Annotated in this window: 13 protein-coding genes and 3 tRNA genes; 10 read left to right on the top strand and 6 right to left on the bottom strand. The window is 69.4% G+C overall.

Annotated features, from left to right (window positions below; genetic code table 11):
• Nucleotides 1–19 precede the first annotated feature (19 nt).
• The gene (gene htpX / locus PT931_RS24075; protein WP_456247970.1) at nt 20–883 is read left to right on the top strand and encodes a zinc metalloprotease HtpX; all 864 of its coding nucleotides are present in this window, start codon (nt 20–22) and stop codon (nt 881–883) included.
• 97 nt (nt 884–980) lie between these two features.
• Here the strand turns inward: htpX and PT931_RS24070 are convergent, their stop codons facing one another.
• The gene (locus tag PT931_RS24070; protein ID WP_456247969.1) at nt 981–1,472 is read right to left on the bottom strand and encodes a YajQ family cyclic di-GMP-binding protein; all 492 of its coding nucleotides are present in this window, start codon (nt 1,470–1,472) and stop codon (nt 981–983) included.
• Between the two features lie 126 nt (nt 1,473–1,598).
• Here PT931_RS24070 and PT931_RS24065 point away from each other — a divergent pair.
• The 3 genes from PT931_RS24065 to PT931_RS24055 all read left to right on the top strand — a co-directional run bounded on the left by PT931_RS24065 (nt 1,599) and on the right by PT931_RS24055 (nt 2,972).
• Nucleotides 1,599–1,679 (top strand) — tRNA-Tyr (locus PT931_RS24065).
• Between the two features lie 288 nt (nt 1,680–1,967).
• Entirely contained in the window at nt 1,968–2,381 is a 414-nt protein-coding gene (locus PT931_RS24060; RefSeq protein ID WP_456247968.1) for an SSI family serine proteinase inhibitor, read from the top strand.
• A 291-nt stretch (nt 2,382–2,672) separates the two neighbouring features.
• A complete protein-coding gene (locus PT931_RS24055) occupies nt 2,673–2,972 on the top strand; it encodes a hypothetical protein (protein WP_456247967.1) in 300 nt (99 codons plus the stop codon).
• 42 nt (nt 2,973–3,014) lie between these two features.
• Here the strand turns inward: PT931_RS24055 and PT931_RS24050 are convergent, their stop codons facing one another.
• The 5 genes from PT931_RS24050 to PT931_RS24030 form a co-directional block, all read right to left on the bottom strand.
• On the bottom strand, nt 3,015–4,235 hold the full coding sequence (locus tag PT931_RS24050; RefSeq protein WP_456247966.1) for an ABC transporter permease: 1,221 nt from the start codon (nt 4,233–4,235) through the stop codon (nt 3,015–3,017).
• The gene (locus PT931_RS24045; protein ID WP_456247965.1) at nt 4,232–4,924 is read right to left on the bottom strand and encodes an ABC transporter ATP-binding protein; all 693 of its coding nucleotides are present in this window, start codon (nt 4,922–4,924) and stop codon (nt 4,232–4,234) included. Before PT931_RS24045 ends, PT931_RS24050 begins: the two co-directional genes overlap by 4 nt.
• Nucleotides 4,921–6,285, bottom strand: coding sequence for a peptidoglycan-binding protein (locus PT931_RS24040; RefSeq protein WP_456247964.1), 1,365 nt, complete (start codon nt 6,283–6,285; stop codon nt 4,921–4,923). Before PT931_RS24040 ends, PT931_RS24045 begins: the two co-directional genes overlap by 4 nt.
• Nucleotides 6,282–7,226: a hypothetical protein gene (locus tag PT931_RS24035; protein WP_456247963.1), complete on the bottom strand. Its 945-nt coding sequence runs from the start codon at nt 7,224–7,226 to the stop codon at nt 6,282–6,284. Before PT931_RS24035 ends, PT931_RS24040 begins: the two co-directional genes overlap by 4 nt.
• A gap of 79 nt (nt 7,227–7,305) precedes the next feature.
• Nucleotides 7,306–7,713 (bottom strand): hypothetical protein, encoded by a 408-nt coding sequence (locus PT931_RS24030; protein WP_456247962.1) that lies wholly within the window; start codon nt 7,711–7,713, stop codon nt 7,306–7,308.
• A gap of 537 nt (nt 7,714–8,250) precedes the next feature.
• On the opposite strand from PT931_RS24030, the gene PT931_RS24025 reads away from it, so the two are divergent.
• The 6 genes from PT931_RS24025 to PT931_RS24000 all read left to right on the top strand — a co-directional run bounded on the left by PT931_RS24025 (nt 8,251) and on the right by PT931_RS24000 (nt 13,638).
• Nucleotides 8,251–9,813, top strand: coding sequence for an MFS transporter (locus PT931_RS24025; protein WP_456247961.1), 1,563 nt, complete (start codon nt 8,251–8,253; stop codon nt 9,811–9,813).
• Between the two features lie 95 nt (nt 9,814–9,908).
• On the top strand, nt 9,909–10,424 hold the full coding sequence (locus PT931_RS24020) for a TetR/AcrR family transcriptional regulator (protein ID WP_456247960.1): 516 nt from the start codon (nt 9,909–9,911) through the stop codon (nt 10,422–10,424).
• Nucleotides 10,425–10,609: 185 nt separating this feature from the next.
• On the top strand, nt 10,610–10,774 hold the full coding sequence (locus tag PT931_RS24015; protein WP_456247959.1) for a hypothetical protein: 165 nt from the start codon (nt 10,610–10,612) through the stop codon (nt 10,772–10,774).
• A gap of 66 nt (nt 10,775–10,840) precedes the next feature.
• Nucleotides 10,841–13,363, top strand: coding sequence for a putative bifunctional diguanylate cyclase/phosphodiesterase (locus tag PT931_RS24010; protein WP_456248198.1), 2,523 nt, complete (start codon nt 10,841–10,843; stop codon nt 13,361–13,363).
• 63 nt (nt 13,364–13,426) lie between these two features.
• A tRNA-Thr gene (locus tag PT931_RS24005) sits at nt 13,427–13,499 on the top strand.
• Nucleotides 13,500–13,565: 66 nt separating this feature from the next.
• Nucleotides 13,566–13,638 (top strand) — tRNA-Met (locus tag PT931_RS24000).
• Nucleotides 13,639–13,730 lie beyond the last annotated feature (92 nt).

Below are 13,730 nucleotides of genomic sequence, written 5' to 3'. Positions count from 1 at the left end.
ACCCGCTGTTACACCGGTTATGCGGAACGGCCTGAAGACAGCGGTACTCCTCGGACTCCTCACCGGCATGATCATGCTCGTCGGCGCGTGGCTCGGCGGCGGCACGGGCCTGCTCATCGCCGTGGTGCTGTCCCTCGCCCTCAACGGCGCGACCTACTTCTTCTCCGACAAGCTCGCCCTGCGCGCGATGGGCGCCGTCCCGGTGACCCCGGAACAGGTCCCCGAGCTCTACTCGATGGTCCGCGAGCTCGCCGACCGGGCCCGCCAGCCCATGCCCAGGCTCTACGTGAGCCCCACGATGCAGCCCAACGCCTTCGCGACCGGGCGAAACCCCGAACACGCCGCTGTGGCCGTCACAGAGGGCATTCTGCGGGTACTGGACCGCAGGGAGCTGCGCGCCGTCATCGGCCACGAACTCTCCCACGTCTACAACCGCGACATCCTGATCTCCAGCGTCGCCGCCGGGCTCGCCGGCATCATCACGATGCTCGCGAACCTCGCCTGGTTCATCCCGTTCGGGCGCTCCGACGATGACGACGGGCCGGGCATCCTGGGCGTGCTGCTGCTGATGATCCTGGGGCCGGTGGCCGCCGGGCTGGTACAGCTGGCGATCAGCCGGAGCCGGGAGTACCAGGCGGACGCGTCCGGGGCCTCGCTGACCGGGGACCCGCTGGGGCTGGCCAGCGCGCTGCGGAAGATCGACGCGGGGGCGCGGGCCATGCCGCTGGCCGAGGACGCGCAGCTCGCGAGCACGGCGCACCTGATGATCGCGAACCCGTTCTCCGGCGGGGGCCTGACCAGGCTGTTCGCGACGCACCCGCCGATGGCGGACCGGATCGCGCGGCTGGAGGCGATGGCAACCGGGACGAGTTACCGGGTGTAGTCCGCGGCGCGATGGTCGGGCGAAGTCCTGCCCGACCATCGCGCACCGCCCCGGTGGCCGGCGGGGCATGGTCGACCCGCCAACCGCCCGTACCCGTCTAGCGGTAGTTCGTGAACTGCAGGGCGACGTCGAAGTCCTGCCCCTTGAGCAGCGCGATCGTCACCTGGAGGTCGTCGAGCTTCTTGCCCGTGACCCGGATCTGGTCCCCCTGGATCTGGGCCTGGACACCCTTGGGGCCCTCGTCCCGGATCACCTTGGTGATCTTCTTCGCCTTCTCCTGGTCGATCCCCTGCACGATCTTGCAGTCGATCTTGTAGATCTTGCCGGACGAGCGCGCCTCGCCCGCGTCGAGAGCCTTCAGCGAGATGTTCCGCTTGATCAGCTTCTCCTTGAGGACCTCCAGCGCGGCGAGGACCCGGTCCTCGGTCTCGGCCTGCAGCGCGATCGCGTCCTCACCCGACTTGGTGATCTCCGCGCCCGTGCCCCGGAAGTCGAAACGCTGCGACAGCTCCTTGGCCGTCTGGTTGACCGCGTTGTCGACCTCCTGCTGGTCGGTCTTGCTGACGATGTCGAAGGAGGGATTAGCCAACGTAGCTCCCAAAATCTGCGTGTACTCGACCAAAGGTGGAACCCACTGACGGTACCCGGTTGCGAACCCCCCGGGTGTTACGGCTATCCTTGCTTCCGCTGCCACTGATGTTGGCCGCAACACCCCGGCGGGTTGCCCGAGCGGCCAATGGGAGCGGACTGTAAATCCGTCGCGTAAGCTACACAAGTTCGAATCTTGTACCCGCCACGCGGTGTAAGGAAAGGCCCCCGACCTGGGGAAACTCAGGTCGGGGGCCTTTCTCGTGCTCCAGGCCCGATCGGGGCGCCCACCCGAGCCGAATCACCGCCGACCCGCCACTCTGCCCGCGCCATCGGGGTGAGTTGGATCACAACCGCAGCCTCGGTCCGCCAGGAAACGCCTCAGAAACCCCAAATACCCGCATTACACGGGTACGGGACTATATTCACGGACGGGTCCGCGGACCGCCGCAGCGCGCCCCGCGCCCCGCCGACGGATCCCCGAATAGGAGCCCGTGTGAACGCGCTGGTCACCCGCTGCTGCGTCGTCCTCGCCGCCGGCTGCGCCCTGCTCGCCCCCACCGCCCCGGCCCAGGCCGACACCACGACGCTGCCCGCCCCGGCCGACTCCGGAGCCGCGGCCCTCGTCCTCACCGTCACCCCGCAGGAAGGCCCAGCCTCCGAGGTCACCCTGACGTGCGACCCGGCCGGAGGCACCCACCCCGCCGCCGAGGACGCCTGCGCGAAGCTGGCGGCGGCCGGCGGGAACTTCCTGAGGCTCCAGCCGACCAACGAGGCCTGCACCCTGGAGTACGCGCCGGTGCGGGTGCGCGTCCTCGGCGCCTGGCGCGGCGGGCTGACCGACTTCATGGCCACCTACTCCAACCGGTGCGTCGCGATCACGCAGACCGACGGCATCCTGGACTTCTGACGCCGCACGACGCCCGAACGACGCCGCGATGCCCGAGTGACGCCGCGCGATGCCCGAGAGGCGCCCCGCGATGCCCGAACGACGCCGCACGACGCCCGAACGACGCGCCGCGATGCCGGAGAGACACCCCGCGATGCCCGAGAGACGCCCCGCGATGCCCCGTGATGCCGCGCGACGCCACCCCGCCCGTCCGCCGCGAGAAAGCCGGCACGGGACGAGGCGGTCCGTGGCCCGGGTCTCTCCCTGCGCCGAAACGCCGACCCCGACCGTTCCACGTCGTAGCGTGGAGCCATGACTGACGCCCGCTTCGCCGCCCTGGACGAGCTGACCACCGAGGAACTCCGGCACCGGGCCTTCGACCTGGCCCGGGAGCGCAAGGACCTCGCGTTCCTCGTGGACGTGATGCAGCACTCGCCGGACGCCTACGCCTACGAACAGGTCGACGGCTCCCTCGGTTCCGTGGTGACGTCCGTGGACGAGGCGATCGGCATGTGGTCGGAGTTCGCGGGCGAGGGCCGCGGCTACGGCGACGCCGAGCCTCTCCTCCGCGCCGCGTTCATCGACTACCTGCTCCGCCACGGCACGGCCTGACCCGACCCCGGAAACCATTCGCCGGGTACGCCGTCCGGCACGTCACTGGCGCAGCGCCTCCGCCGGTTGGATACGGCTGGCGCGGATCGAGGGGTACAGGCCGGCCAGGAGCCCGGTGAGCGCCCCGACAACGGGAGCCGCGGCGACGGTCCACGGCTCCAGGACGGGCGTCCACTGGCGGGTGACGGCGACCGCCACCACCACGGTGACGCCGAGCCCGGCCGCGACCAGCCCGCCGATCGCCCCCAACGTGGTGCTCTCGCAGAGGAACTGGGCCGCGATGTGCCGTCGTTGCGCGCCGAGGGCGCGGCGGAGCCCGATCTCCGGCACCCGTTCGAGCACGGCGACGAGGGTCGTGTTGGCGATGCCGACCGCGCCGATGGCCAGGCTGATCGCGGCCAGCGTCAGGAAGAGTGAGGAGAGGTCCGTGCCCACGTCGTCGCGGAGCTGGCGGGGGTCGGGCGGGGTGATGGTGCGGAAGGCGCCGGGCCGGTCCGGACGTACCGCGAGTGCCGCCTGTTGGGCGACGACACCGGCCGCCCCGAGCCGGGTGTCGATGACCATCGTCGGAGGCGAGCGCTGCTCGATGGCGCCGGGCCACAGGGTCTCCGCCGTGTGCCGGGGCACGAGCACGTCGGCGAGGAAGTCGGGACGGCGCTGCACGGTGTCGATGATCCCGATGACGGTGAACGGCGCGTCGTTGATGTAGATGACGGGCCGGACGTCCAACCGGGTGATCCCCAGTTGCCGGGCCACGAACCCGCCCAGTACGACGACGCGCTCGGCCCGGGCGTCGAGGGCCTGGTCGTAGGTCCGGCCGGCGCTGACGTGGGCGCGCAGCGCGTCGAACAGGCCGGGTGAGGCGGCGATGACGGGGATCTGGTCGCTGGTGGACGCGCCGGGGATGCGTACCCCGGTGACGGCGCCCACGGTGCGCGACGGCAGCTGCCAGTACACCCCGGCGTGGTTGACGCCGTTGACGGCCCTGGCCCGGGCGTCGGCGTCCGCGGGGAACGCGGTGCCGGTGGTGTTGGGGTCCAGGGCCGTGGTGTCCTCGACGGTCACCTCGGTGGCCGCCAGCTCGGTGAAGCGTTTGCTGATCTGCCCGGTGGCGGTGGCGGTCAGCCCGAGCACCGCGACGAACGACCCGATACCGAGCAGGATGCCCACCACGGTCATGGCGGTCCGGCCGGGGCGCTGCAGGATGCCCGCCACGGACTCGCTGACCAGGTCGGCCGGCCGCAGCCGGTTGGAGCCCCTCATCCGGACGACCGGGTGTGCTCGGTGAGCTGCCCGTCGGTGATGGTGACGGTCCGGCCGGCGCGGGCGGCCACCGACGGATCATGCGTGATCATGATGATGGTCAACCCGTCCTGGTGGAGATCGTCGATGAGGCCGAGGACCGTCTCCGCCGTGGCGGTGTCGAGGTTGCCGGTGGGTTCGTCGCACAGCAGCAGGGCCGGACGGGCGATCAGGGCGCGGGCGATGGCCACCCGCTGTCGTTCTCCGCCGGACATGCGCGAGGCCACGGCGTCGGCGCGGTGGTCGAGGCCCACCCGGTGCAGGGCCGCCCGGGCCTCGGCGCGGCGGACCCGGGCACTGCGGCCCTGGTAGAGGAGGCCGAGCGCGACGTTGTCCGTCGCGGTGCGGTGCGCGAGGAGGTGGAACGCCTGGAACACCAGGCCGATCCGGCTGGCACGCAGCGTGGTGCGGGCGGAGTCGCGCATCGTCGCGGTGTCGACGCCGTCGAGGAGGTAGGCCCCCGCCGTGGGCGCGTCGATCAGGCCGAGGACGTTGAGCAGCGTGGACTTTCCGGATCCGGACCGGCCGACGACGGCGACGTACTCTCCGGCCTGGACCACGAGATCGGTCGACCGCAGCGCGGGTACCGGAGGCGGCCCGGGATAGGTGAGGGCGACGCCGCGCAGCTCGATCAGGGGCTGGTCGGTCATCTGCCGGTCCCGACCCCGACGGTGACGAGGTCGCCGACCTCCAGGGCGCCGGGGGCGGTCCGCACGGCGACGTAGCCCTGGGCGCTCATCCCGGCCTCGACCGGTACCGCGCTCTCCGCGCCGTCCTTGCCGCGCCGGGTGACGTAGGTGCGGCCGTCGGCGCTGGCGTAGAGCGCCGAAACCGGGACGACGAGCTGTTCGGTGCCGCTGGACGCGGACTCGACGGTCAGGCGGACGTTCTGGCCGCTGAGTCTGGGGTCGAGCGGGATCGTGGGCGTGATCACGGCCGGGTACCCGGAGGTGCTCGGCGTCCCGGCGGGTGCCTTGTCGGAGGGGCCGGCCACCTCGAGTTCCCCGATGGAGGTGATGACGCCCTTGACGGTGACGTTGTTGTCGCCGGTGATCTCCACGGCCGCGCCCGGCTTGCACAGGCCCTGCTGGGCGGCCGTGAGTTTGGCCGTCACCACCAGGACGCCGGCGGAGAAGGTGACCGCCGGCGAGGCCACGGGCTGTCCGACGGTGGCCTTGAGCGCGTCGACCCGGGCGGGGAAGGCGGGCAGGAAGGTGTACTCGCCCTGCGGGAGCATGGGGCCGGTGACGGCTTCGAGGTCCGTGAGCGCCTTGCGGGCCTCGGCGAGGTCCTGCTGGGAGCGCGCGAGGGCCTTGGTCGCGGCGGACCGCTGGGCGGCGGTGGCCGACGGGTCCTTCGCGAGCGCCTCCGAGGCCTCCCGGGCGTCGGCGACCTGCCGGACCGCGGCGTTGACCTGCTTGGTGGCGTCGGCGACCTGCCGGGCGTCGCTGTCGCTGACCGGTAGCGGCGCGTAGCCCCGTGCCTTGTAGAAGGCGGTCAGGGCGCGCTTGGTACCCGCGCCGAAGAGACCGTTGCGCTCGCCGGGGTCGAACCCGAGCCCGGCGAGGGCCGCCTGGAGCTGCGCGATGTCCTTGCCGTCCGCGCCCGGCTTGAGGTCCCGGTAGGCGGGGACGGCCCCCGGCAGCGCGAACAGCGGGCGTCCGGCGACCTCCAGGACGGTCATCCCCGCGCTGACCGTCTCCCCGGCCTTGACCTTCACCGCTGTGACGATCGCGGTCCCCCCGACCCGGGACGACGGAGTGACCTCCACCGACAGGGAGGGCCGGACGTCGCCGCGCAGGATCACGGTGTCCCGCAGGATCTTGCGTTCCACCGGCGCGGTCAGCACCGTCAGCGCGGGCGGCCGGGCATCGGCGGCCACCTGCTGGGGGGATTTGATCCACAGCGGGGAGGATCCGCCGACGCCGGCCGCGACCACCGCGACGGCCAGCACGATCAGCAGTGCGCGCCGCCGGCGAACCAGCGGCACCGCCTCCGCACGCCCGCTCATCCCGCCGCGATGATCTTGCTGGCACGATCCACGTACGGGTCGTACAGGGTGATCGAGGCGCGGAGTGCGGTGACGTTCCGGTCCACCAGCACCTTCTGGTACGCGACATCGGCGGCCAGCGTGGTCCCGAACAGCTTGGTGGAGGCCTTGCACGCCACGTCGGCGGAGGCGGCCTTCTTCTCCTCCGCGCTGATCACCGCGTTGCGCTTGTCGTTGCCCCGTTTGGTGGACCAGGCGTCGAACGGGGCCATCGGATCCGGGTAGTCGAAGCCTGCGGTCTTCATGCAGGTCCGCCACTGTTCGCTGAGCTTCACCACCCGGCTGTCCTGGCGCGCCCGGGTGAGGGACTCCTTGAACAGGGTCGGTCCGACCATGTCGTCCTGGGGCGGGGTCGAGGTGCCGAAGACGGCCCGGATCGCCTCGCCGTTGCAGCCGCCCGGCGGGACGGCCTTGCCCAGGTACGTCTGCACGGTGCCCTGCCAGACCCCGGTGGCGGCCTCGGTGATGTACGGCATCCCGAAGCTCTGCTTGCCGGTGCTGGCGGTCGTCGACCAGTAGCCGTGCGCGGCGGCGTCCTCGGCCTTCCAGAGCCCGTAGCGGGTGGTCCAGTCCGTCTGTTCGGCGGCGGCCTCCTCCTGCCAGCCGAATTCGGGCTGGAAGCCGAAGTCCTTCATGCACTTGTCGCGGACGAGCGCGCTGGCGCGCCTGAACATCTTCAGGGTGTTGTTGTTGACCACGTACGCGCCGAGCGGCTGGTCGACCCTGTTCGGGTCCGCCGTGGCGACGACCGAGGCGTCCAGCGCCGGTTCGCCGCCGGGCAGCGGGCTCAGAGGGGCCGCCTTCCCGTCCCCGGTCGGCGCGGGGTCGGACTGCGGGCTGCATCCGGTGGCGACAGCGATGGCGACCGCGGCGACCATCACCGTCCAGACAGTACGAGCCATGCCTCTCCTCGAGGGAGGTGAAGGGGGAGGGAGGGATGCCCCCGTGCAGTCACGGAGGGCATCCCCTGCGATGACGCGTCTAGCAGATGTTCTGGACCAGATTGAACAGTTGGACCATGTTCTTCTGGTAACCGTAACCGAGGCCCGTGTCGTAGACGTAGATCGTGTTGAAGGTGTTCTGCGCCTGGCCCGAGTACGTGGCCACAGTGGAGATCCACTTGCGGTCGTAGTAGGTGTCCGCCAGCTGGACGACGGGCTGGCCGTTGTTCTGGCAGTCCCCGTCGTAGGTCTGGGCGTTGTAGCTCGACGCCGTGTTGTCGACGTGGCTCGACATGCCGATCCAGCCGCTGTACTGGGTGACCGAGCCGCGGCCGCCCGTCTGGTTGTAGTACGTGTACCAGCAGAACCCGCCGCTGTAGCAGGTGTCGCCCGCCTGGGCGACGCCCGGCGCGAGGAGCGCCCCGGCCCCCAGGCCGGCGACGGCCAAGGCTGCGGTGAGTAGTGACCGAGTGAATCTGAACCCCGTGTTGTTCTTCACGATTCTCCCTGTGGTGTCCGGCGGCCGATGGGCGGGCCCCGTGAACCGCCGCATGAGTCATCCCGGTCGGGACGGGGAGAACGTATGTGTGCCGCCGGAGGGCCGGCAACCCCGTTGACCTGCGGTAACAGGTGGGTACAAGTTGCCGGCCCACGCATGCTGACCAACGGTCACCGTCGATCACTCTCGGTAGGATCCGGCCGTCCTGAGGGCGGCTGCATAGTGGACGCCCGGCGCTGGCGTCGACCCCTTCGATGTGACGTAGATCGCAGGGTCTTCGAGGGCTTCGGTCACGCTCCGTAGTTGAACCCTGGAGTGGCCGCGGCTGACCCGGCGGGGCGTTGGTGTGGCCCGCCCCGCATCCCCCTCCCACCCCGAACAGTTGATTGAGCAGTGGAAATGTGACCCGCGATACAGAACGGTTCCGTATCGTAAAGACCGAGCATAGGGTTACGGAACAGTCTCGTATCTAAATTTGGAGTGCACGTGGACGCACCCCCGACCGGCCACCCGCAGCGCTGGAAGATCCTCGGCGTGCTGGTCGTCAGCCTGCTAGTCGTCGTTCTCGACAACACCATCCTCAACGTGGCGATGAAGACCATCGCCGACCCGAAGGCCGGACTCGGCGCGAGCCAGAGCCAGCTGGAGTGGGCGATCAACTCGTACACCCTCGTGTTTGCGGGTCTGCTCTTCACCTTCGGCGTCCTCGGTGACCGCGTCGGCCGGAAGCGGATGCTCGTCGCCGGCCTGATCGTCTTCGGCATCGCCTCGCTGGCCTCGGCCTACGCGCAGGACCCCGGCCAGCTGATCGCGGCGCGCGCCCTGATGGGTCTCGGCGGCGCGGCCATCATGCCGGCCACCCTCTCGATCATCTCGAACGTGTTCGACCCCCGGGAGCGGGCGAAGGCGATCGGCGTCTGGGCGGGTTCCGTCGGCCTGGCCGTGGCGATCGGCCCGGTCGTCGGCGGCGCCCTGCTGGAGCACTTCTGGTGGGGTTCGGTCTTCCTGATCAACGTGCCGATCATCATCGTCGGCGTCGCCGCGGTGCTGCTCCTGGTCCCGGAGTCGAGAGACCCGAAACCCGGAAAGATCGACGTCGCGGGGGTACTGCTCTCGATCGTCGGCCTGACCCTCTTCGTGTACGGCATCATCACCGGCGGCGACTCGGGCGACTGGGGCCAGCTGGAGGTGTGGGGCTCGATCGCGGCGGGCGTCGTGATCCTGGCGGCCTTCGTCCTCTACGAGCGGCGCATCGACCACCCGGCCCTCGACGTCAAGCTGTTCCGCGACCCGCGCTTCTCGGCGGCCGTCGCGGCGGTCGGCCTCGCGTTCTTCGCGGCGATGGGCGTCATGTTCTTCGGCGCGTTCTACCTGCAGATGGTGCGCGGCTACAGCCCGCTGCAGACCGGCCTGCTGTTCCTGCCGTTCGCCGGCGCGCAGCTGATCTTCGCTCCGCAGAGCGCCGGCCTGGTGAAGAAGTTCGGGGCGAAGGCGGTGTGCGCGGTCGGCATGGCGCTGGTGGCCGTCGCGCTGAGCGCGTTCGTGTTCGTCATCGACGAGAACACCCCGATCTGGGTGCTGTGCACCGTGTTCTTCATCCAGGGTGCCGGCATGGCCAACGTCATCCCGCCGACCACGGAGGCCGTGATGGCGTCCCTGCCGCGGGAGAAGGCCGGCGTCGGCTCGGCGGTGAACAACACGATCCGTCAGGTCGGCGGCGCGCTGGGCGTCGCGGTCCTCGGTTCGCTCCTCTCCCAGGTGTACCGGGACCAGATGGCGAGCCACCTCGTCGCCTTTCCGGAGAACGTCCGCCACGTGGCATCGGAGTCGATCGCGGCGACGTACGCGGTCGCGGCCAAGATCGGGCCGGCCGGCAACTCGCTGATCCCGTCGGCCAACGAGTCCTTCGTGCACGCGATGCACTGGGTGGCCGCGATCGCCGCGAGCGTGGCCCTCCTGGGCGCCCTGGCCGTACTGCGCTGGCTGCCCGGGAAGCCGGCTCCGGTGCCGGCCAAGGCGGAAGAACCGCAGCTTGTCGATGTCCGCTAATCTGACGCACGATGTCTGAGACGACTACGCAGAGCACTCCGAGGCCGCCAGGGCGGCCCCGGAGTGCCCGCGCGGATGAAGCGATCATCGACGCGGTGCTGGAGTTCCTCGCGGAGGGCACCACGGTCGAGGCGTTGTCCATGGAAGCGGTCGCCTCCCGGGCCGGGGTCGGCAAGGCCACGGTGTACCGGCGCTGGCCGCACAAGGAAGCCCTGATCCTCGACGCGATCGCGACCCTCAAGCAGCCGTTGGACGTGCCGCCCGGCGAGAGCGTGCGCGATGATCTCGTCGCGCTCATGCAGCAGTCGTGGGAGGCCCGGGACAGCCGGGCGGGCCGGATCATGCCGTGCCTGATTCCCGAGTTGCAGCGCCAGGGGCCGCTCCGGACCCAGTTCATCAAGTTCATGGACCACCGCCGGGATGTGATCCGCGACGTACTCCGCCGTGGCATAGTCACCGGTGAATTACGTTCTGATATCGATGTCGAGCTCGCGCTCATACTGTTGTCGGGGCCCATGTTCATGACTTTGATTGGCAATGCCCCAAATGTGGGCACGGATGACCTGGCAGAACGCGTAGTTGACAACGTTCTGCAGGGTATCGCTTGCTAGTTTTTCTGGATAAAACGGGCAATGATCTCCCGCAACTGCGCAGAGTGGCGTAGCCTGATCGCTACTTACTTGCCTCTGACCGTTCGGCTGTGTGATCACGCCGTTTCGTACTTCCGTGTCCGCTCAAGGGTGTGGCAGGATGGACCGCAACTACCTGTCCATAGGCCGGTCTCGAGGTGCTAGTGATGAACACTTTCAAGGTCCGGCGAAGGCTCGCCGCGATCCTGCTCGGCGCGGTCTGCGCCGGCATTGCAGTCCTGGGTGTGGCCGCAGTCGACACCCCCAGTCAGGGTGCCCACGAGGTCGTGGTGGCAACTGCGACCACCGAAGCCGACATCATCTGGACCTGATGGATCACATCGAGGTCCACGCCATAAAGCAGCATTAGGGCAAGTCGGCATATGCCCCGTGTGGACATGAAGAAGGCTATCGGCGCTCAGGCTAGGGCCTGGATGGCGACCGTGGCTATCACTTTGTGTGCCGCAGCACTAATCGCCCCCGTGGTGGCGAAGTCCGACTATCAGGCCAACCCTGTGATTGTCGGGATATTTTTCGTATTGTTTTTGATCGCGGAGCGCACGCTACTACAGGTTGAGCTCCGGCAACACACTTACGCATATACGGCTGTCGAAATCCCGCTGCTGTTGGCCCTGGTCTACCTCCAACCGGGTTGGGTCATCATTCTGCGGATCTCGGCAGCCGCGCTCGTGCACTTCGTGCGGCTGACACCGATCAAGGCGATGTACAACGTCGCGGTGCGAGGGGCCAGCACGGCGGTGTCGGTTCTCGTCCTGCTGCCCTTCCTCGCCCTGCCCGTCGGTCTGGGCATCATGGACAAGCCCAGTACCTGGCTGCTGTTGATCCTGTCCACGGAGCTGGGGAACCTGGTCACGCTGGTGGCCATCGCGGCCATCATGACCACCGTCCAAGGCTGGATGGGCACCCGGCAATTCGCCCGCAGTGGCTGGCAGAGCGCCACCGTCTGCCTCGTCAATTCGATTCTGGGCCTCCTGGCGCTGTTCGCGCTGCGCACATCGAACTGGGCAATCGTCTGCCTGGCGATTCTCGCGGTCCTCGTCGGCGCCGGATACCGGGCGTACCAACGTTTTCTCCAGCAGCACCGCAGCCTCACCGAGCTCTACGACTTCACCCAGGCCGCCGCCCAGGCCCGTGAGGCCGGCAATCTCGCGGACGTTCTTCTGGTCCGTGCCCGCAAATTGCTCAGCTCCGAGTACGCGACGCTGTGGCTCCCCGGTAGCCGTCGGCATCCCGAGGTCCTGCTCACCGCGCGGATCGACGACAAGGGGCTCGGCGACCGCCCGGTCACCCCGAACGCGCTGCGGAACAAGGCCGTCAGCTCGGACACGACGCTCGTGATCGGCTCCAAGGTCGGGGATCCGGCGCTGCGGGCGCAACTCGCCGAGTACAACAAGAAAGACGTGATCGTCGTTCCGCTGCGCTCGGGTACCGCCGTGATCGGCACCCTCGAGGTCGTCAACCGGATCGGCGAGATGCTGACCTTCGAGCCGCACGAGGTCCGGCTGCTGGAGACGCTCGCCGCGCACGTCGCCGTGGCCGTCGAGAACTCCCGCCTCGTCGACCGGCTCCGTTTCGACGCCTACCACGACAGCCTCACCGGCCTGCCGAACCGCCGCCGGATGACCGCGATGCTGGAGGAGGCCGTCAAGGTCAGCGCCCCGGACGTGGTCGCCGTGCTGCTGTTCGATGTGGACGGCATGCGCGACGTCAACGAGTCGATGGGCCACCAGGCCGGCGACAAGCTCCTCGCCGAGGTCTCCCAGCGCCTGCGGGACCTGGCGCCCCCGGCCGCGCTGGTCGCCCGGGTCGGCGGCGACAAGTTCGCCGTCACATTGCGGGCGGAGAGCGCCGCCGAGGCCGTCGAACTGGCCGGCAAGCTCCGGGCCGCGCTGCAGGAGCCGATGCGGCTCGGCACCCTGAACCTGGACGTGGACACCGCGGTCGGCCTGGCCCTGCACCCGGAACACGGCAGCGAACCCGAGGTGCTGCTGCGCCGCGCGGATCTGGCCGTGCACGCCGCGAAGCAGACCAACTCGCACATCCAGCAGTTCCACCTGGCTCTGGAGTCCGGTTCGACCCGGCGGATCGGCCTCGCCGGCGACCTGAGGCGCGCGCTGGACGCGGGGGAACTCGAGGTGTACTTCCAGCCGAAGGTCGCCCTCTCCGACCGCCGCCTGGTGGGCGTGGAGTGCCTGTCCCGCTGGGAGCACCCGGTGCACGGCTCGGTGAGCCCGCAGGACTTCATCGCGGTCGCCGAGCACACCGGTCAGCTGGGTCGGCTCACCGAGGTGGTGCTCCGCGAGGGGCTGCGCCGCTGCCGGGAGTGGGCCGACGAGGGCCGCCCGCTGAGCGTCGCCGTGAACCTCTCGCCCCGCACCCTGGTCGACCCGGACTTCCCGAGCCAGGTCGGCGAACTGCTCGCGGAGTACGGGGTGCCGGCCGAGCGGCTCACGCTGGAGATCACCGAGGACGGCATGGTCGCCGGCCCGGACCGCCCGATGCCGACCCTGCACCGCCTGCACGACCTGGGTGTCCGGTTGTCGGTGGACGACTTCGGCACCGGCTACTCCTCTCTCTCCTACCTCCGCCGGCTGCCGGTGCACGAGGTGAAGGTCGACCGGATGTTCGTCCAGGGCATGGCGACCGATCCGGGGGACCTGGCGATCGTCCGGGCCGTGGTGGACCTGAGCCGGCACTTCGGGCTGAGCGTCGTCGCGGAGGGTGTCGAGAGCGAGCTCACGCTGGCCCTGCTGGAGGAGATGGGCTGCGACATCGGCCAGGGATTCTTCTTCAGCCGCGCCCTGCCGTACGAGCGCCTGGAGACCTGGTTCGCCGCACAGACTGTGACCGAGGAAGTGGGCGTCGGAGGCTCCGTACGGCGCCTCAGGGCCGTCCCCTGACCCCGTTTTGCGCCCTGGACTACGGCTGTGTATGGTTACCCCTGCGCGCCTCACGGAGTGCACGCCCCTTTAGCTCAGTCGGCAGAGCGTCTCCATGGTAAGGAGAAGGTCTACGGTTCGATTCCGTAAAGGGGCTCTCGTTTGCTGGTTCGTCCCAGCAGGCATCAGCGGGAGGCCAGGTTTGTCCTGGCTGGCCGGCTTTGGCGGTGTAGCTCAGATGGTAGAGCAAACGGCTCATAATCGTTGTGTCGCCGGTTCAAGTCCGGCCACCGCTACTGCGGCGGGCGCCACAGTGCGCCCGATTACCATGTTCGCGTAGACGCAGGTAGGCTGTCAGATCGACAGACCCCCAGAGCTAGGAAAGGCA

The sequence above is a fragment of the Longispora urticae genome (genome assembly GCF_053902585.1).
Note: the sequence above shows the minus strand (reverse complement) of the source record. Positions and strands in the feature narration are given on the sequence as shown.